Origin of the sequence: Desulfobacula phenolica (assembly GCF_900105645.1) — a bacterium.
GTDB classification, from domain to species: Bacteria; Desulfobacterota; Desulfobacteria; order Desulfobacterales; family Desulfobacteraceae; genus Desulfobacula; species Desulfobacula toluolica.
On the sequence record NZ_FNLL01000007.1, the window covers coordinates 117,735 to 137,828 of the forward strand.

Annotated in this window: 18 protein-coding genes; 7 read left to right on the plus strand and 11 right to left on the minus strand. The window is 41.2% G+C overall.

Annotated features, from left to right (window positions below):
* Window positions 1-16: 16 nt before the first annotated feature.
* From BLT94_RS12945 to BLT94_RS12975, 7 genes are all read right to left on the minus strand, one after another.
* Window positions 17-607: a TlpA family protein disulfide reductase gene (locus tag BLT94_RS12945; RefSeq protein WP_175530354.1), complete on the minus strand. Its 591-nt coding sequence runs from the start codon at window positions 605-607 to the stop codon at window positions 17-19.
* A gap of 56 nt (window positions 608-663) precedes the next feature.
* The gene (locus BLT94_RS12950; RefSeq protein WP_092234812.1) at window positions 664-1,392 is read right to left on the minus strand and encodes a response regulator; all 729 of its coding nucleotides are present in this window, start codon (window positions 1,390-1,392) and stop codon (window positions 664-666) included.
* Between the two features lie 10 nt (window positions 1,393-1,402).
* The gene (locus BLT94_RS12955; protein ID WP_245743111.1) at window positions 1,403-3,427 is read right to left on the minus strand and encodes an ATP-binding protein; all 2,025 of its coding nucleotides are present in this window, start codon (window positions 3,425-3,427) and stop codon (window positions 1,403-1,405) included.
* Window positions 3,412-4,611, minus strand: a complete 1,200-nt coding sequence (locus BLT94_RS12960) for an ABC transporter substrate-binding protein (protein WP_092234814.1) — start codon at window positions 4,609-4,611, stop codon at window positions 3,412-3,414. The genes BLT94_RS12955 and BLT94_RS12960 overlap by 16 nt, the downstream gene beginning before the upstream one ends.
* 133 nt (window positions 4,612-4,744) lie before the next feature.
* Window positions 4,745-5,449, minus strand: a complete 705-nt coding sequence (locus BLT94_RS12965) for a hypothetical protein (protein WP_092234817.1) — start codon at window positions 5,447-5,449, stop codon at window positions 4,745-4,747.
* A 76-nt stretch (window positions 5,450-5,525) separates the two neighbouring features.
* Window positions 5,526-8,831: a BTAD domain-containing putative transcriptional regulator gene (locus tag BLT94_RS12970; RefSeq protein WP_092234820.1), complete on the minus strand. Its 3,306-nt coding sequence runs from the start codon at window positions 8,829-8,831 to the stop codon at window positions 5,526-5,528.
* Window positions 8,832-8,902: 71 nt separating this feature from the next.
* Window positions 8,903-9,601 (minus strand): response regulator, encoded by a 699-nt coding sequence (locus BLT94_RS12975; RefSeq protein WP_092234823.1) that lies wholly within the window; start codon window positions 9,599-9,601, stop codon window positions 8,903-8,905.
* A gap of 246 nt (window positions 9,602-9,847) precedes the next feature.
* On the opposite strand from BLT94_RS12975, the gene BLT94_RS12980 reads away from it, so the two are divergent.
* Window positions 9,848-10,729: a hypothetical protein gene (locus BLT94_RS12980; RefSeq protein WP_092234826.1), complete on the plus strand. Its 882-nt coding sequence runs from the start codon at window positions 9,848-9,850 to the stop codon at window positions 10,727-10,729.
* Window positions 10,730-10,804: 75 nt separating this feature from the next.
* On the opposite strand, the gene BLT94_RS12985 is transcribed toward BLT94_RS12980, so the two are convergent.
* The 3 genes from BLT94_RS12985 to BLT94_RS12995 all read right to left on the minus strand — a co-directional run bounded on the left by BLT94_RS12985 (window position 10,805) and on the right by BLT94_RS12995 (window position 13,939).
* Window positions 10,805-12,076: a hypothetical protein gene (locus BLT94_RS12985; protein WP_139169029.1), complete on the minus strand. Its 1,272-nt coding sequence runs from the start codon at window positions 12,074-12,076 to the stop codon at window positions 10,805-10,807.
* Window positions 12,077-12,293: 217 nt separating this feature from the next.
* Entirely contained in the window at window positions 12,294-13,025 is a 732-nt protein-coding gene (locus BLT94_RS12990) for a transglutaminase-like domain-containing protein (protein ID WP_014958313.1), read from the minus strand.
* A gap of 32 nt (window positions 13,026-13,057) precedes the next feature.
* On the minus strand, window positions 13,058-13,939 hold the full coding sequence (locus BLT94_RS12995) for a FecR family protein (RefSeq protein ID WP_092234831.1): 882 nt from the start codon (window positions 13,937-13,939) through the stop codon (window positions 13,058-13,060).
* A 232-nt stretch (window positions 13,940-14,171) separates the two neighbouring features.
* Here BLT94_RS12995 and BLT94_RS13000 point away from each other — a divergent pair, with 232 nt between their 5' ends.
* The 3 genes from BLT94_RS13000 (at window position 14,172) to BLT94_RS13010 (ending at window position 17,386) form a co-directional block, all read left to right on the plus strand.
* On the plus strand, window positions 14,172-16,433 hold the full coding sequence (locus BLT94_RS13000; RefSeq protein WP_092234834.1) for a CHASE2 domain-containing protein: 2,262 nt from the start codon (window positions 14,172-14,174) through the stop codon (window positions 16,431-16,433).
* Between the two features lie 17 nt (window positions 16,434-16,450).
* Complete coding sequence (locus BLT94_RS13005) at window positions 16,451-17,125, plus strand: spermidine synthase (protein ID WP_092234837.1); 675 nt, start codon at window positions 16,451-16,453, stop codon at window positions 17,123-17,125.
* A 63-nt stretch (window positions 17,126-17,188) separates the two neighbouring features.
* Window positions 17,189-17,386 (plus strand): YwbE family protein, encoded by a 198-nt coding sequence (locus BLT94_RS13010; protein WP_092234839.1) that lies wholly within the window; start codon window positions 17,189-17,191, stop codon window positions 17,384-17,386.
* Window positions 17,387-17,435: 49 nt separating this feature from the next.
* On the opposite strand, the gene BLT94_RS13015 is transcribed toward BLT94_RS13010, so the two are convergent.
* Window positions 17,436-17,804 carry a cupin domain-containing protein gene (locus BLT94_RS13015; RefSeq protein ID WP_092234842.1) on the minus strand — a complete coding sequence of 123 codons (369 nt, stop codon included), beginning with the start codon at window positions 17,802-17,804 and terminating at the stop codon, window positions 17,436-17,438.
* A 287-nt stretch (window positions 17,805-18,091) separates the two neighbouring features.
* Between BLT94_RS13015 and cas1 the strand changes: the two genes are divergently transcribed.
* The 3 genes from cas1 to BLT94_RS13030 are packed head-to-tail and all read left to right on the plus strand — an operon-like array spanning window position 18,092 to window position 20,082.
* Window positions 18,092-19,093, plus strand: a complete 1,002-nt coding sequence (cas1, locus tag BLT94_RS13020; protein ID WP_269764204.1) for a CRISPR-associated endonuclease Cas1 — start codon at window positions 18,092-18,094, stop codon at window positions 19,091-19,093.
* A 1-nt stretch (window position 19,094) separates the two neighbouring features.
* A complete protein-coding gene (gene cas2 / locus BLT94_RS13025) occupies window positions 19,095-19,394 on the plus strand; it encodes a CRISPR-associated endonuclease Cas2 (RefSeq protein ID WP_245743113.1) in 300 nt (99 codons plus the stop codon).
* A 22-nt stretch (window positions 19,395-19,416) separates the two neighbouring features.
* Window positions 19,417-20,082: a CRISPR-associated endonuclease Cas6 gene (locus BLT94_RS13030; protein WP_092234845.1), complete on the plus strand. Its 666-nt coding sequence runs from the start codon at window positions 19,417-19,419 to the stop codon at window positions 20,080-20,082.
* Window positions 20,083-20,094: the final 12 nt, after the last annotated feature.

Below are 20,094 nucleotides of genomic sequence, written 5' to 3' on the forward strand. Positions count from 1 at the left end.
GCTCCTGTCTTTTTCTTTATTTTTTGATGACCGGTGTTTTATCAGCCAGTTTTTTAAGCGTGGCAAACAAACCGTCCATGTCCTGAATGAGACCCAGATGAGCATAACGAATCTGTCCGTCTTTAGTGATCACAATGGTATAGGGAGTAAGCGGCTGGTTCAGCTTTTTATGGGCATTAAATTTTTCATCCGGCAGGACCGGATATGGAACCCGTGACGTTTTCATATAATACGCCACTTCCATGGGCGTAGCACCGGCTGAAATGCCCAGGAATTTTATTTTCCCGGACAGGTCGGCATTTTTACTGATCCTGTGAAACAATCGGTTAATGTGAGGTCTTTGTTTGTGGCACACAGGACAATAAACACCGATAATCTCAAGCACGATCACGGCTGCATCAATATCCTGAATTAAAAACAAGGGCTTTTCGCCAATGCCCAGATAGGCACTGTCTTTTTTCGAGACAGGAGCCTTCAAACTCATTTCCGGCAGGTTTTCACCCTGTTTCGGCGGCGTACCGCAAAAAACGTTTTGTGGATGCAGAGTGAAAAAAAGTACCATGATTAAAAAAAAGCCTATTTGATTTTTCATACAAACCATGAACATAATTGCCTCCATTATAACTACCCCAGAACCCATCACACAATACCCAGAACCCAAAATCATCCGACCGCAAGATATGCTTTTGCATCTGCTTTATCAGTGAAAACTTTGGCAAACCGGGTGATACCCACCATTTTAAAAATCTCCTGAAAATTTTCAGAAATACCGGAAATGGCCACCTTTTGATTCTTTTTTTTGCTTTTGGAAAGCAATTGAATCAAAACGGCAATGCCGGCACCATTGATGGAGGTATTTTCGTTAAAGCTCAGCATGATATGAGCTGAATCTTCGGCTCCGGCCTGATCATATGCCGCCATCAGCTGTGCTTCCGCACCGGCATTGATATTGCCCATAATTTTGATAATCCTGATGTTGCCCTCCATATGGTATTGAGCAAGCGGAACAGGGGTTTTTATGAGGTTAAGCCGCTCCTTTGCCCTGTGCAGTGCCGCATCCAGGGCCGACCGGCTGATGGGTTTATTAATAAAATCTGTGGCCTCGTGATTCAGGGCATCAACTGCCAGGTCCATATCCCCATGACCGGTCATAATAATCACTTCGGTCTCCGGGACCTGGCCTTTAATTTTATCCAGAACTGCAAACCCGTCCATTCCGGGCATCTTGATATCTGTAAACACAATGGCAGGCTTTTGGATTTCAAACAATGTTATGCCCTCCATACCGTTTTCCGCCAGCAGAACATCATGTCCATAGGCCTTTAAAAAAAGTTCAAACATTCTGAGCGTTGGTTTGTCGTCATCAATTACCAATACTTTAAGTGGTGTCATTTAAATTGCCTCATGTGGCTGCCGGAAAGCTTAACCGGAAGGTGGTTCCTTGTCCCTGGAAGCTTTCTATGTTGATTTTTCCCCCATAATCCTCAACAATACCACTGGAGATGGACAGGCCCAGCCCCATTCCCTCACCCATCTTTTTCGTGGTAAAAAAGGCCTCAAAAATCCGTTCATTTAATGCAATATCAATACCAATCCCCGTATCTGAAACCGCCACGAGAACCTGATCATCCCGGGCATATGTTTCTATCAGAATACGGTTATCGTCATCTGGTACACCTGTTTCCAATTTCTGGTTGATTGCATCCCTTGCATTGGTAATCAAATTGAAGATCACCTGTTCAATGCGGTTTCGATGAGCAAGTATGGGAGGAATATCATCGTCTATTTTAAGTTGAATATCAATATTTTGCAACCGGAGCTGCCTGCCTATAATGTCTATCACATCTTGAACCGGCTTGTTGATGTTGACCTTTTCCTTTGTAAAATCCGCCTTGCGGCCAAAGTCCCTGAGACGGCGGATGATATCCACGGCCCTGTCAACCTGGCTGCTGACCTCTCTTACGATCTGCAGCAGATCCTTATCCGGGATCTTTTCTTTTTTTTCAATCATCATTTCAATGAATTCATTGCCCATTTTGATGGCGTTTAATGGCTGATTCAATTCATGGGCAATCCCTGCGGACATTTCCCCCAGAGTGGTCATTTTACTGGCCTGAATAAGCTGGTTATCCTTTTCAACCATCTCCGTGATATCCGTAGTGGCCAGAATCAGCGCATCTTTATCCTGGTATCTGACAGGGCATGCATGGACATTCACATAGAGAAGCCCCCCCCCTTTCTTTTTACATTGGACCTTGGAACCCACAGTGGTTATCTTTCCGGCATGCTGTGCTTGAAAATCAGCCTGATGAACTTTATCCAACTCTAAAGATCCAAGATCAGTAAAGATTTTTCCAATCAACTCTTCCTTTGTGTATTCATAGGTCTCTTCAGCACTGGGATTGGCACTGAGAATACTCAAAGTTTCACGGTCAAGTACAAAGATGGGATTGGGGCCGCCAGCAAAAAGGGAACGGTACTTATTATCCGAATCCTTGAGCTTTGCCTGTGAATCCATGATTCGGTTGGTCATGTTCATAAATGAATTGCTCAACTGCCGGACCTCATCTTTTACACCCGTACAATAAACGCTGCATTTATCACATTGCTCCTGTTTGTCCGGGAATTTGTCCGCCACACCTCCGGCACCCAAAGTGCCGTCCACATACCAGCAGGGAATATCATCTCTCCCATAAGCCGGACAATCGGTTTGCCTGCAGCGTTCATACTCCCAGCATTTAATCTGACTGCTCAGCGTGTGTGTAATATCAAAGTTACCGCGACTGATCTCGTCAGACACCTTGATCAGTTCCGTAATTGGCCGGGTGATATATTTGGACAGGTGATGACTGATAATGAAAAACAAAATGGTCACGGCTGAAACAAACCCCAGAAATGTAGTACGCAGCTTTCCAATGAGTTGGTCAATGTGTTGTTTCTTCAGCCCCACATGCACCGATCCAATGCGGTAAATACCCTCGGTGACCGGCACTACAACATCATAGACATATTTCCCATCAAGTCTCAACAACTTGACATCATAAGATTTTTCCGGCCCGACAGGGTTTACATTGAGCAATTCAGCAGGAAAGTCGGTGGTAAAGGTATGGGCAAGAATCTTATCTTGCTTGTCCGTAATATAGACATAGCCCATGAGATGCTTTCGCACACCCAGCCGGGCATCAAAAATCAGGCTGATCAATTCGGGAATATCCTCGGTAAGAATGTAGCCCCTGCTGCTTTCTGCAATGCTGTGACCAATGCCCAAACCCCTCTCCTTAAGTTCGGAGGTCAGGCTGGAAATAAGCACCCATCTTGTAAAAAGGGCAATAAGCACGCTGATCAGCAAAATAACAGTTGTAGTGAAAAAGAAAATTTTGTTCTTCAGATTTGTGTTTTTCAAGCTGTTGATCAATCGTCTAACCATACGAATTTCCCGTTTTTCAGGTATGTAAAGTACACCCTTTCCAATCCCTGGTGATCTTGAGAATTAAAAGACAATGGATTGGCAATTCCCAGGTCAAGCTGCCGTATCGTTTCAATGGCATTGATGAAATTTTCACGATCAAGATCCCTTCCGGCCCGTTTGAGTCCTTCCACAAACACTTTTGCATTAATATAGCCTTCCAGGCTTACAAAATTGGGGTCATCCAGGGGGTAGTATTTTTTGAGCAGATCAATGTATTCTCTTGCACCCCAGAGAGTTTCATCAGCCTTGGACACTTCAGGCGGTGGAACCACCTGGGTCACTATGATCTGTTCATCCGTATACCCCAGTATCCTTGCCAGCTCATCAGCCCCCACAAAGGAAACATTATAAAACACAGATGAAAACCCCTTTGATCTGGCCAGCCGAATAAATTTGGCACACGGCTCATATGTGCCGATCATCACCACTGCCTGAGCTTCTCTGTCCATGATTTTCTCAAGGCCTTCTTCCACATCCAGGGTGCCCCGAATATATGAACCCGTTGCAACCGGCACCAGCCCGTAAAGTTTTAACGCGATTTCAGTTCCTTTTAATCCGTCAAAGCCGTAAGCATCATACTGATAAAACACGGCTATTTTAGACAGTTTCATTTTTTCCACCAGATGTTTTACCGCAGCACCGGTCTCCTGGTAATAGGATGCACGCACATTTATCAGATACCGTTTAAGCGGCTCCCTTAGAGCATTGGCCCCGGTAAACATCCCCAAAATCGGAATCCTGGCATCCTCCACCAGTGGAACAATCTTAACCGTGGTGGGGGTTCCCACATATCCGAACAGACAAAAAACCTTATCCTGAACAATGAGCTTCTGGGTATTGGCGACGCAACGGGGGGGATCATATCCGTCATCATAAGCAATGAGTTTAATTTTGCGTCCGTGAATCCCCCCATTGTCATTCACATGATTTAAACAGGCAAGGGCTCCGTGAAGGGTTTGTGTGCCAAGGTATCCGGCATGCCCGCCAAGGGCCAGTGATGATCCGATGAGTATCTGATCACTTGTAACCCCTGATGTTCGGGAGGTTGTCAGCCGTGGATCATCGCTATTTGAACAGGAATAAAAGAAAATCGACAAGATAAAAATGATTCCAAAATGTGTTATAGTTTGTTTGTTTTTCACAAGGCTTTGATCCCCCTTATAGATTCCGTATTATACCATGTAAAAGAAATTTGGCAATGTTTGCAATAAAAACATCCTTATACAAAGCTATTCTTGCTTCCTGCTCACTCCAAAACCCAACACCCTTTAACGCCTATTTTTTACGATAATATTTTAAGAAATCAGGATCTTTTTCAATAAAAATCCGGGTCGTCATGCTGCCTTTTGTGATACCGTTTGTTGCAGTCGCTGTGATTTGATGCTCCCCGACAGACAGGCGAACAGCTATTTTTTTTCCTTTTCCCAATTCGCCGTCAACATGACTTTTCCAGACAATGCTGTCGGAAAAATCACCGGCAACCGACAGGGCCACCCCTTCAAGCAGGATAGGCAAATCAGATGTATTAAAATACTGGCCGTATCTGGGAGTCCGTATAAACACCTCGGTTGAGTTGTCGTCTTCAATGTTGATGTCTTTGGACAATTTTATAAATTCAGCAAAATGAACCTTTGGAATAAACTCCAGTTTTTTCTTCAAATAGTATAACCGTACCTGTTTTTTTATTTCAGACAGATTCTGATAATCAGATTTTTCATAGGTATTGAATTTCTTTATGAGTTCAATAGCCTTTTCATACTCTTTTGCTTTGTATAATTTCAGCAAAAGATTGTATTGATCATCTATATTTGCAATAAATTGCTGTTTTAATCTTTGAGTTTCAATCTGTTGGGCTTGCTTTTTTACTGATTCATCCCTTAAATCAATTATCAGTCTGAACACCAAGGCAAATAAAACAAAAAAAAATATGGCTAAAATAAACACTATTTGAATGGAATACAATTTTTTACCGAACAGCATAAGCTTTATCAAAACCCTTTAATTATTTAATATTCTCTGTAGTTTAATGAATAAGATTTCATCCGTAAAGATTTTTTTATAAGGATTTTATTTTAAGATAAATGCCAACGGTCTGCTCATCAGGCTCTGTTTCAAGGTCTTTTTTTAATAATGACCGGCATTCTTGAAACAGATCAAGGGCCTTGTTTCTCTGACCTGAATCTGCATAAAGAATCATCAGGTTCTGGTATGCAGGTTCATAATAAGGTTCTTGCTCAAGGAGTAGCAGCCAGGTTTCCACGGCTTTCTCAATTTGATCCAGCTCTTCATGAAGCATGGCTTTTTTCTGTAAAAACTCATTATATTTTGATTTAAAAAACTTTCTTTTCAGAGATATCCATTCCAGATATGGTTCTTCTGAAAGATAATCACCATTATAAATTTTAACTGCTTTTTCATAAAATTCCAGTGCGGTTTTATACTGGTTGTTTTTTTCATTTTCCACGGCCCCGGCACCAAGGGCCATAAACTCATCCACATCAAGCGTGACAAGTTCAGGATCAAGAGACACCAAACCGGCCTTTTGAATAATATAAGAATATCCGAATTCTTTTCTGGTATTGGGTTCTATTGCTTTTCGCAAACGATGAAGGTTGATTTTAAAATTTTTATCTCCAGCCTTTGGCGAAGCCTGGGGCCACAAATCATCAATCAGAATTTCTTTTGGGATATCCCTTGAGCCATGAAGTACGATTGATTTAAGCAGCAATATTGGTCTTGTCCCTTCAAATATTTTATTGTCCAGTATTTTATTGTTGCTTAAAACATTAAATTTCCCCAAGGTTTCTATCCTGATTCCGGGTAAAAGCCTTTTATATAATGGTTTTAAATTTAATGGCTTGAAATTTTCAACAACCCCGGAGTTATGACCTTGATCACCCAAAGCCAAAACCCTGTCAATTCCTTCAAAAACCCGTACAGGATCACAATTTAAAATCAAAGACAACACATAAGACTCAAAAGATTTTATTTTATCATATGCCGTCATCAAAAGAAGGGCCTTGATCAACAATTGTTCACTGATTAACGGAAAAAACAGATACCCGTTCAAAAATGCTTTTTTAAGTCCACAGCTTAAATATTTAAAAGCGGCCATAGGCTCATTGCTATGCCAGGATATCAACCCCATGGCAAAACAGATTTCACAACAGCTCAAATCAGACAAGATTTGCTCGAAATATTCCAGAGCCGGAATCAAAACTTTGCCGGCTGCTTTAAAATCACCTTTCCCAAAAAGGATTATCCCTGCCAGTTGCTGTGCCAGAAAATGATGAATATCTCCTTTTTTTACCGGATCAAGTTCTCTTAACGCACTTTGTATCTCTTTTTCCGCCAGGACAAAGTTTTCTTCCTGTAAAAAACTTAAGGCCTTGATCCGGTGGGCAATGCCTTTATAAAAATCATTTCCTTCCAGGATTGAAAAATCATTCAAATGCTCTGCCATCTGACGTGCATCGTCAAACCGTTTTGTGTAAACCAGGTGCAGGGCTTTGGCTTCAACAAATCCAGGATAAAGAAAAATCAATCCGAATTTCTCTATATCTGCCTCAGACCTTGCCAACAACTGCCTGGCATGTTCAAACCTGCCGTTTTTAAGGGCAAAATTGATATCAACAATGCTTTTCAGCGCCCTGTATTCAGGATGACGGCCTTTATTTGTCATTTTTTTTGTTTTTAACAGCATTTGTCGTGCATTTACGAAATCCCCTGCCTGGACATATCCGAATGTCATGGTAATGGATGCATTGAGTATCAGGTCAGGATGATTGATCTGCCGACCCAGAAGAATGGCATTTCTACAGGCTGACACCCCTTTGGGGATATTTCCGTCACCCGCGATATACCCCAGGCCGATCTGTTGCCACAAAAGGGTTCTTGCCCACGAATAACGATTTTTTTGACAAACCTGCCGAAGGTATTTTTCTCCTTTTTTAATCCATGTCAAAATCATATCGGATGGTTGACGGACAAACACCGCAGCCTCAATGAGATATCCGACAGACAATATCATACCCCGCATATCATGGAGCTGCTCAAACAACACAAAAGCGCTTTGAAAATCCCTGATATTTTTCTTTCCGCCCTTGATTCGCCGGGTCATGGTTTTAAAAAATATCAACCATGGATCATGTTGTACCATTTTATCCGGAATGTGGCAGATCCAGTTTTCAAGACTTGACATCTTCCCGTTAATCACATAATCCGTGCCTTTGATCTTAATAATACGAACAATATCTGAAAAAGCCTGGGCTTCAATAAAATAACTCATTGCCTGTTCATGGTCTTTTTTTTCCCAGAAAAATTGTCCGGCTTTCTTATTAAGCATTTTACAGGCTTGACTGCCCTTTTTCCTTAAAAGATCCTGCAACAAAAAATCCCTGAACAGGGTATGGTATTTAAATTCCGGCATACTACCGGCTGATTCGATTCGCTGAATAAACAGATTCCTTTTTTCAAGTTCAGTTAAAATTTCCAGAGCGTTACAGGAGCCAAAAACATGTGTCACCACCTCAAGGTCAATTATGTCCAGGATGGATGTTTTCATTAAAAACTCCTGAATCGGTTCAGCAAGGGAGTCATAAATCTCCTGGGAAAAAAAGTTAAAAACTTCCGATGATAACTGATCAGGAAGGTGTTTCAATTGTTTAAACTGTTTTATTGATTCCGATACCAGGGTAAGTCCTCCGGCCCAGCCATCCGTAATTTCTTGAATTTTTTCAATATCAATGGCATCAGCCCTGGGTTTACCGGAAAAAAACAATCTGGTCTCAACAAGGTTAAAGGCCAGATCCTCATTATCAAGCACAAAGATATGATGATCCATCTTAAGACGGGGAATATTAAAAGGCGGCATACTCCTGGACAAAAGAAAAAATTTTAGTTTTTCAAACCTGCTGTTAAGAATGACCTTGATCAGTTGAAAACCCGAGGATGTCTCATCAATGGATTCAAAATCATCCAAAACCATAATCAATGGGGAGCAAAGCTCTTGAAACATAATGGACAAACCTTCAACATGCCTTAATACACCCTTTTCCGTTCCAAGTATGCTGTTGGAAATACACATGCCCGTTTCCCCTTTGTTGAATCCGAATCTCTGCTGGATTCCCCCGGCAAGTCGATCAAACAATTTGGTATGGTCACGGTCATCCGATGAAAGGTGAAACCACAAAACAGATCCGGGTGACTGTTGAAGATAAGAAGCCACAAGGGTTGATTTTCCCTGGGCAGCCTGCCCTGTAATCAAAAAATTCTGCTTATGAAAATTTTCGTCTAAAAGCAGGAAAAGGCGATGTCGCTTAACAGCATCTGGAATATAAGGAGGACTGTATCGGGTCATCATGATATACCTTTGAACTTATTCGCTTGAATTTATTCGCTTGAACTTATTCGCTTGAACTGATTCATTTGAACCTATTCATTTTGCTGGGCCTCTTTAAGGGTTGCCATCTTGTCAATCCCGGCCATCTGAAACACCCGCACATAATTACAGGACAGATTTTCAATAATAATGGAAATCTTGTTTTGTTTTAAATTTCGCACAACCTCCATCAAAAGGGAGATACCGGAACGATCAATAAAAAAAGCGTCATCGAGTTTCAGGCAGACCGCTCTGACATCATCAAATGATCCGGTTTTAAACGCCGAAATAAAGGTTTTTTCTGCTGATGCCGTCAGCCTTCCTTTCATAAAAATGGAAAGGTATCCGTCCCTTTTTCTTTCTGAAAATTCAAAGGGCATGTTTCGGGGCATTAGTTTTCTTTTTTCTGCCCGTGCCAGGGCGGAATTTAATGCCTTTCTCTCAACCGGTTTGTTGATAAAATCCAATGCATTCAGGTCAAGAGCTTCCAAAGCCTTTTCCATATCTCCATGGCCGGTGATAATAATAACTTCAGATTCTATTCCTGTCTTTTGTATCCGGCGCAGCACTTCAAGGCCATCAATTCCCGGCATCTTTATATCTGTAAACACGATCTCAGGGGAAATCTTGGCAAACAGTGCCAGTCCCTTTTCCCCGTTTTCTGCCGTATAGACCTCATATCCATAGGCTGTCAGGAAAAGCTTAAACATCGAAAGGGTTGGTTTTTCATCATCAATGACTAAAATTTTCATTTTCTTTGCCTTTGCTTCATCTTTGCATGATGTTTCTATTTACATGGGCTGGTGCAGAAAACGAATCAATATATTAGAATCAAACCATAAAATAGTGCCGCAAGAATGTCAAACCCTCAAACCGGTATTTGCATTTAATCTCTTTTCCAGTTTGAAACAAAATTTGACGGGGACAAATTTAAAATCTGTCCTCATTCCGCTATTCTAAACTTGTAAATTTACAAAAAAACCAGTAAAAAATTGTTAATGAATAGAACAACCGACATAAGAGACAGAGCCTATTTATCCGGAAGCCAGGTTCAATCGCTTAACTTTATAAAAGATTCAGGCCGCTACATATTCCGTAAATTTTACCGTTCAGGATTAAGATCTCATATTTTTGAAGTTATAAGGGCTGAAGATGTTCTCAAGGAAACTCAAGGTGAAATAACAAATGGCGTAAGGCTGTTTCCCAGGGCCAAGCCTCTAAAAATATTCAGGATATTACGAACCCGGTTTAAAAATAAAGCTGCTGTTTTTAACGAGATAAAAAAATATAACCTGCTGTTTAAATTTATGGGTCCCGAGCTTATTGCACAATCAGAAGAATTTATTGTTGACTATACAGGCACGGGAACAAGCCGGATTATTCTGTGCGGGCTTCAGGAATATATTGAAGGTGAAATACTTGACCCCTGGAGAATATTTGGCAAAAACTACTTAATTGATTTGTTCAAATCCACACAAACCGATGAATCCCAAAATCAGGCAGTGGCTCGAAAAGCCCGGAATAATATTGCGAAATTTGTCAAACGGATACGGCATATGATTGATGATACACGATATATTCCCGACCTTGCCGGCATCGGCAACCTGATATTAACCCGTGATGGAGATCTTAAACTGGTTGACATTAATAATATTGTTGAGATCAAACTTGACGACAATATCCTTATTGATGACAAAGGATATCCGTCCTGTGATGTATCAGTTGAAGTTCTGTCAATCCTTGAACGGAATATTCTTCAAAAAGACATACAAACAAATGATCCTCTTTACCGATTTTTTTTGTCATCAGAAAGAAAAAAAAAGGTAAAGGCGCTTGAAAAAAAATTTTATAAAAATCTGGAAAACCGTTTGCCATCTTAATGCTGATCAAGAGATTCTTTTTTGGGCACTCTTGCTTTTAGCTATATGTTCACTCATTGAAGGTTTCCATGACCTTCAGCTTTTTTTATGCATGATTTTTTTTCCCTCTTCTTGAATCTGCTTTATCGCTTCTTTGAGTTTTTCTATCCTTTGTTGCATCTTTTCCAGAAGAGTATGAATAGTGACAGGTTCCGGATCTTCCCGGGATGACTGTTTAATTCCAATATAAAACGGGGTGATATTTAAACTTTTGGCACGGTTTGCTTGCATGGAAATAAAGGATTGTGGTTCAGGGCGGGTTACGGACAATCTTTTTTCATCCTCTTTTGCATGGGCTGCCATGTCAAGCTGATAGATATAATGAACTTCTCCGCTCTCCTTTACATAAACACCTGTCTGGTTGAGTTCTCCTTGCAGGCGGTTCATGTCATCTGTAAAAGAAAACCCGGTTTTTAAAGAATGCAGTGATATGGCACCGATTCCAGCCTGTTTCAGGCTGATCATCCTGTAGTCTCCTGCTTGATCTGGAGTCCATATGGAAAGCCTTTCAAACACCTCGTCATTTTCATCTATCCACATGTTGCCGTCCTTGTCGAATTGTGCAAGTTCGAAAAAACCGTTTCCTGTTGACGGGCCGAAAAGTTCCGTGCCATCGTCTATTTTTCCGTTCATATCATGATCCAGTGCCAGAAATCCGCTGCCTTTCTTAAGGCTGGCGATATCTTCTGTTTCTCCATCCGCATTCAGGTCAAAGGAGAACAATGTATCGGAAAATTCCGGGGGACTTCCGTTAAACGTGATCACAATGGGATCGATCAAGGGATTTTTCATGATCATCTCTGATGCTGATTTAAAGCTTCTTTCCATCTGAAGTTGTATGTTGAAATTAATTTCACGACCGTCTTCTGTTCTGATCATCCCTGATGAGAAAATAGTTGCCTCTTCTTTTTCAAAAAGAGTATTCACTTCCCGAAAAGTTACTTCAAGTGGTTGACGAATAAAATTTTTAGAGGGTGTGGAAATAGACTCAACAGCCTTTATTGAAACATCGCTTTGAGTGAGCCTGCTGACCATTGAGGCAAGAATCGTTTTTTGTGCCGGGCCTGGGTCTTTTTCATTTTTATTGAAGGGAATACGGCTAACCAGGGATTCACCTGAAAGGCTGAAATATTTTGCAGACATATTGAGATTGCTTGCCGTTTCAGAAATGCTAACCCGGTCTTCCACCAAAAATCCGTTACTGCTCAAATTTTTTGAGGCACCCGGCAGTCTGCTCTGTTTAACTGTTTGCTCCCTTTTAAAACTGCGGGAATAATCCATGTTGATAGCGAAATCCGTTATTTTCATATCATCTGCCTCCCATGTTTGAAATCTGTCATAAACTGCCACGGGCAAACCTGATATTTCTTCTTGATGTGCCCACAACAAAACATGAAAGTCGCAGTTTGAATTTTTAAAGACTTTCATACAATGAAAGATATGTTATAAAAAACAGTTGATTTTATATCGGCTTTTAAGGGAATAATCTTAAAAAAAACGCTACGCGTTTTGATGTAAACTTGGATTATCTCAAATCAAATTCCAAAGCAAACGCTTGATAGAGCTGAATGACATCAGATAATTTTTTGATCCCCACATCAAAAAAATCCCTCACCCGAATGACAAAGCACTCTTTTCGGGGAAAATTTTTCAGATCCGTATCATAATCCTGGTAAAGAATACAGTACACAGGATCAAACAGATACCACTCTTTTTCCAGATACAGTTCAATGAATACATGCCCACTGGGAATTATCAACTCATTGGTTTTATAAGCTGATATCCAATCCATATTCACTGTTAAAACCATCCTGGCAGGTATTGCCAAAGCCCTGAAAAGCGCCACCTCCACCACTGCAAAATCAGAACATCCCCCCAGAACACCGTCCTTAAAAATTTCATCGGCTGTACGCATAAAGGCTTTGTCGAGATACCAATTGTCAAATCTAAAATTATACCAGATATAATCAATCGCTTTATGAAGCAATTCCCGCCGTTTTTGTCCTTTGATCTGTTTTTGACCTTTGATACGGTTACATGCCTGCCGGATCAAAGAGGTTTCCCTGGTTTGCGGCCCCTCTTTGAGCCAAAATATTTCCCGGGCACAAAGCGGATGGTCATTATAAGCAAGATACTCCAAAGAATTCGTATGGCCCGCCGTATCAAGGTGCCCACATCCTGTTAATAACCATAAAAAAATGACCGGAAAAACAATCGAAATTCCCCGGTCATTCATGAACCTGGCTTTATAAAACATTTTTTATCAGCAAGATTTGTTTTGATAAAAATTTAAAATCGATTAAACTCCGGCGGCATTGACAATATCGCAAGTTCAGGACCAACAGTATCCAGCACGCCGTCAGCCTCGGTTTCTCCGATAAAGATAGCGCTCCCCGCAGCAGCCCCTTCAATGGCTCCGGCAATGGATAAAGGGCCTATGATGGTTGTTCCGCCAATAGTGCCGGTCAGCCCGACAGTTGATGCGGGACCCGTAAGCACGGTTGTGATTAGTTTTTCAGGAACTGATATACGGGACTTCTTTGCCGGACTAACATAAGCTATGAACCGTCTAAAGGCAGATGTCACATTGCCCTCTTCTGCCGGGGCCACGGAAACAACAAAATCGGTTCCCCTGACACCACATACTGCTGTCTTTGTTTTGACGGTAAAATCAGGTTTTCCTGATATTTTTTTAACAATAAACCTGGCACTGCCCCAAATCAAATTCATTACAGTAGAACGTGTATTTAAGATCGAAGAGTATTCTGATTTGGTTATGGTTAATTTAGCCTGAGGTGCCAGCGACAATACACTTTTATCATTCATTAACGCATTAACACGAGATTTGGGAAATGTGATCAATGTATCTTTAGCAACCAATGGATGATCATTTTCCAATCGATATGCTGTTTTTTGCCCAAAATGAATCACATACGCCTCTCCCTGGACTTGCTGAATTTGTCCGACTTTTTCATTTTTTCCCTCAACAAAATCGGCACTAATGGTTACATCTTCCGGAATAAGAGGTGTGTCAGACTCATATGATTTAAATTTTTCAAGCAATTTCTGACCAGATTCCGCACTGCAAATAACAGGGATACCGAACAGTAAGAGCATTGACGGAATCAACAGGCAACACACAATCGCTTTTTTTCCAATTATTTTTTCCACGGAGCCTCCTTATTATAATGATATCAACATAAAACAAGCACCGGTTTCAACCAAAATCAATGATGCATAATTCAAAGTACTTAGTTCAGAAATACTCCATATTGTCAAGTACAATAAATCTTTAAATATTGACTTCACAAAACTTCTCCACTATACGAATGCTTTGAGAAAACTGTTGAGACAGATAATTATTGTCATACATCCGCCTGTTCAATTTTCGGAGACTGTTTACATGAGTTCCAGATTAAAACAAATTTTTATCCGACCGTTTGGTATTTCACTTGTTGTTGTTTTTTTATGTATCCTGGCCATGTCCCAGAAATTTTCCTTTTTCGAATATATGGAATTGAAAACCCTTGATTTACGATTCCAGGCTCGAGGGGATATTCTTCCCGGCAATAACATAGCACTGGCAGTGATTGATGAAAAAAGTCTGACACAGGAAGGCAAATGGATGTGGCCGAGGTCTAAATTGGCAACGGTTGTAAATAAATTATCAGAGGCCGGCGCAGCTGTCATTGCTTTTGATATCGTTTTTTCAGAACCGGATGAAAAAAGTCTTTCAAAACATATCCATCAAATTGAAAAGATTTTGACGGAAAAAAATATTAAAAACAATGCTCTTTCCGGCTATTTGGAAGAACTCAAATTAAGTACGGATAATGATTATCTTTTAGCCCGGGCCATCCAACAGTCCAAGTCCAAAATAGTATTGGGATTTTTTCTCCAGATGGAAGCACGGGAAGTCAGCCACCTTAAAGCCAAACAATTGGATTTACTGCAGGAGCTTGCCCATCCTGCAACCTATAAAGTCATTAAATACAACAATGCAAAAGCAATGGAATACTCATTTTTGAAAGCCTTTGCCCCTCATGCCAATATCCGGCAGATATCCTTGAGTTCACCCTATTCCGGTTTTTTTAACATAGTTCCCGACCCGGACGGTGTGATAAGAACCTTGCCCACCCTGGTCAAATTCCGTGACGATATGTACGCCCCGCTATCCATTAAAATATTGAGTGCTTATTTAGAAGAGGAGCCTCAGGGAATTATAAGCGATTATGGAATCACCTCTTTTTCAATTGGTCAACAGATTGATTTTCCCACAGATGAAAAAGGAATGCTATACATCAATTATAGAGGCGGGGAAAAAACTTTTCCCCATCTGAGTGTTACCGACATTTTAAATAATAAGATAGACAAGTATGCAGTGAAAGACAAAATCATTATTATCGGGGCAACAGCCGCCGGTATTTTTGATGAGGTCAGCACACCTTTTGATGCTGTCTATCCAGGGCCGGAAATCCATGCAAACATTATTGACATGCTTTTGAACCAGGACTATTTGTATAAACCGGAATGGCTTGATATTTTAACAATTTTCACCATGATTGTTTTTGGGCTTGGCATTGGTATTCTCTTACCAAAACTCGGTGTTTTGGCAGGTGCCTGTTCCGCTGTCGGCATCTTTGCCGGCTATATCCTTTTTTGCCAATATCTGTTTACAAGCCATGGCTGGATTTTAAATACGGTTTATCCTCTGGCGGTTATTCTAATCATATATTCCGTCATGACTGCTCACACCGTATTTATTGAATCCGGTCAGAAACGGTTTATTAAAAATGCCTTTTCTACTTATTTAGCACCGGCAGTTGTAAAACAATTGATGGATAACCCCGACACTTTGGTGCTGGGAGGTGAAAAACGAAAAATAACCGCTTTTTTTTCCGATATTCAATCGTTTACCCGTATCAGCGAATCATTACAGCCCGATGAAATTGTTGCATTGCTCAATGAATTTTTAACGCAAATGACGGATATTATTCTGAAACATAACGGCACGGTCGACAAATTTGAAGGGGATGCCATCATTGCCTTTTTTGGTGCGCCGGGTGAGGTGATCAACCAGGAAGAAACCGCATGCATAGTCTGTTTAAAAATGCAGCAGCGGTTATCAGAACTCAGGAACAAATGGAGAGAACAAGGCAAGCCAGAACTGCACATGAGAATCGGTATGGACACAGGGACTGCGGTTGTCGGCAACATGGGGTCACAAAACCGAATGGATTATACCATGATGGGTGATACCGTTAATATTGCGGCCCGTCTTGAAGGAGTCAACAAAGTGTATGGCTGCTACACTCTTGTCAGTGAAAATACATATATCCCGGCTGCGGCCAATAACGCTGTCTTTGGACGGGAAATAGACTCGGTTTTGCTGATGGGCAAAGAAAAGCCCATTGTCATGTATGAACTCATTGGATTTACAGATGATATTGATGACGATACAAAAGCCATGGTTCACCATTATTCAAAAGCATTGCAAGCCTATAGGAAACAGGAATGGAGTACAGCCATTGCTCTATTTAAAAAGGCATTATCAATATTTCCAGAAGACAAACCGAGTTTGACCCTGCTTCAGCGTTGCCGGGAATTAAACGCTTTGCCGCCGTCCAAAAACTGGAACAGCGCCTTTAAACTGACATCCAAATAAAAAAAGGAAAAACAGATATGATCCCATGGGAAGAAATCGACCGGGCAAAAGTCCCCGGACAAAAAGGAGATGTTACACTGCGCAAGAGAGGCACGGAATTCTCGATCCGAACCGCAGAAACAGAACTGATGAACAGCCGACTCCACGGTTCTGAAGAGGCACTGGCTGAACTCACCTGCAGCCGTATCCGACAAAAATCCGGCCTGAAAATCCTTATCGGAGGTCTCGGCATGGGCTACACACTGGCGGCAGCACTTGAACACTCAGGGCCGGATGCACTCATAACCGTATCTGAATTGATCCCGGCTGTGGTCGGATGGAACCGGAAATATTTAGGGCACCTTGCCGGAATGCCTTTGAATGATCCACGAGTGTCGGTTAAAGAAGAAGACATAGCAAAAACCATCAAAGAAAAAGAATCCTTCTGGAATGCCATAATTTTAGATGTCGACAACGGACCCGAAGGGCTTACCCGAAAAGCCAATGACCTTATATACGGAAGGGCCGGTCTGGAAAAATCCTTTCGGGCTCTTTGCCCCGGAGGTATCCTGGCCGTCTGGTCTTCCGGAGCAGATGAGGCATTCACCCGCAGATTGAAACAAGGAGGATTCAAAACAGAAACCTTAACCACAAGAGCCCGCAAACCTGCAAAAGGCAGCCGTCATACAATCTGGCTTGCAAGAAAACCCTGAATGAACTATACCCTGATGTATACCACACTATTTTGAGCCATAAGGCTGGAGGAGAGATATAAAATGAGTACCGGAACAAAAAGAGCTGATATCATAGCCGGCCTGAAAGTTTCCATTGTATTAAAACAGGACCAGAGAACCGGGAAGCTTACCCAGGGAATTGTCCGGGATATTCTTACAAAATCTGCCACACATCCCCACGGGATAAAAGTTCGCCTGGAAAACGGCCGGGTGGGAAGGGTCAAAACCATTCACACCTGACCTCAAATCAATGTTTTGAAAAAAATCAAAAACACCGCCTGATTTTTAATTACAGGCCGTCGATGCCGACAGGTTGTTTCACAACGGTTAACAGCATTTTAAACCGGGAACAGGCACTGACGGAGTGAGGGACATTGGCCGGCATGACCACTGACTGTCCTTTTGATGCCGTGATTTTGCTGCCGTCAATATTTATCAGGGCATCGCCATCAAGTACTTGAATCATTGCATCGCCGGGTGAGGTATGGGCACTGATCTCCTCATCCTTGTCAAAGGCAAACAAAGTTATATTGATATGGGGCTTGCTTGAAAGGGTTCGGCTTACCACTCTTCCTTCTTCATAATCCACCAGATCAACCAGGTCAACAGGCGTTGAAAAAGGAATGTTCTTGATTAACCGGGTATCTTTATCGGTCATGATGATCTCCTGTTTAAAAGTAAGATGTTTCTTTCGTGTTTTAAGTTTCATTGAATATAATCATGGTTCAGTAATCTTGCAAATGTTTGTCTTTGCTGTATATCACCAGCCACTTCTGCGATGTTAACCGCGACGAATTGATTTGAAACGATTATTTTGGTTGACTTCCATTCATTATAGAAGGATTATGGCTGAAAATTCAAAGTAAGAATTGTCTCACAATCATAGCTCATAGTCAAAAAATGTGAAATTGAGCGAAAACAAGGAGGCCTGCCATTCAAGTCGTTATAAATTCACCCGGCACTATGATCAAGCAAAAGGATGAAATTTTTCGCTTTCAAAATAAGGAAAACAGACTGGATCTTTCACCCATGAAGGTTGAATCCATTATTATTTCAAACAAGGCAATGATAAGCACCCAGGCGATATCACTCGCCCTTGAAAATAACATTGACCTGATTTTTCTGGATCATTATGGTTTCCCCATCGGAAGGGTATGGTTCTCAAAGATGGGATCAACCGCCATGATTCGCAGGCAACAGCTTGAAGCCGCCAATAATGATCAAGGGCTCAGGCTTGTAATGGATCTGGTAAAACAAAAGCTGAATAATCAGATCTCATTTTTAAAAAAACTCAAATATGCCAGACCTGAAAAAAAAGAATTATTCCAGGCCCCTGTTCACACCATCCAGGGGTCGCTTGACGCCCTGGAACAGGATTTGCCGAATCTTGAGGATTCCAGGTCGTTGATCATGGGGCTGGAAGGGGCGGCAGGGCGGGCATACTTTTCCTGTTTATCAAAAGTCATGCCTGAAAAATACCGGTTTAAAGGCCGTTCAAAACGCCCTGCGTTAAATCCTTTTAATGCGGTTTTAAATTATTGCTATGGAGTGCTTTACAGCAGGGTTGAAAAAGCCTGTATCATTGCCGGTCTTGATCCTTTTGTGGGATTTATGCACACAGACAATTACAATAAAAAATCCATGGTGTTTGATCTGATTGAGCCGTTCAGGATTTTTGCAGACCAGGTGGCTGTTTATTTTTTTACCGGCAAAAAAGCCAAGGATGACTATTTTGACATGCAATCCCATTCCTGCAGCCTGAACACCAAGGGAAAACCCATGGTGATTGATGCTTTGAACCGGCATCTGGAAGAAAAGGTCCGGTATCGCAAAAGAAATGTAAAACGAAAACACCTCATCAGCCATGAAGCCCATAAACTTGCAAATATTCTTCTTGAAGACGAGGGGCTTGAACATCCGGACTGGCTGGATATAAAGGAGTTTTAACATGTCAACAATGCTTGCGTGGATCATGTATGATATTGCCTCCAACAAAACAAGGGGCAGGGTAGCCAAACAATGTAAAAAATATGGTCTGACACGGGTTCAGAAAAGCATATTCCTGGGCAAACTGGATATCAACCGGTTTGATGAACTGGCACAGATGTGCCAGGACGAGATAGATGAGGAAACGGACAGTGTTTATCTTTTCCCGTTCTGCCAGGATGATTTCAGACGCATCCAGGTTCTTGGCCAGGGCTTTGATAAGAAGCTGGTCAATGATGAGATTTTGTCTAAATTTTTTTGATCGATAACAGGGTAAAATTTAAATGAAAAAAGCAATTCTCTATTTTAACAATATCAAGCTCAATTCTTCCCAAATTCATAAATTGCGGGGATATGTGGGTAATGTGTTTGCCGAACATGACTTGATTCACAACCATGATTCTGTAACCGGGAAAAGTATCTACCGTTATCCCTTGATTCAGTTCAAAATAATAGACCATGATCCGTGCATCATTGCCTTGACTGAAAAAGCGGTTCAGGTTTTTACTGAAATATTTATGACCTTGGATGAAATTGTTATTGATGGAAGAAAAATTCCGATTCATGAAAAAGATTTGAAAATCGAAACAGTTGAGTTTGGTTTTTCCAAAGAAACATTTATGTATGAATTTATCTCTCCATGGATCGGCCTTAACCAGAAAAATTTTGCAGTTTATATCAATCTAAAAAATCAGAAAGAGAAAAATGACCTGTTGAAAAAAATAGTCATCGGAAACATCCTGTCCATGTCAAAGTATCTTGATCTTCAACTCGATCAAAACCAGACAATCAATGTCGATTTACAGTTTCAACAGACAAAAGTCACATTAAAAGGGAAGCAGATGATTGGTTTTAAAGGAATGTTTAAAGTCAATTTTATGATTCCAGACTATATGGGGTTGGGAAAGTCAGTGTCTCGCGGGTTTGGAAGTGTTAAAAAAATTTTATGAGATTAAGAGGTA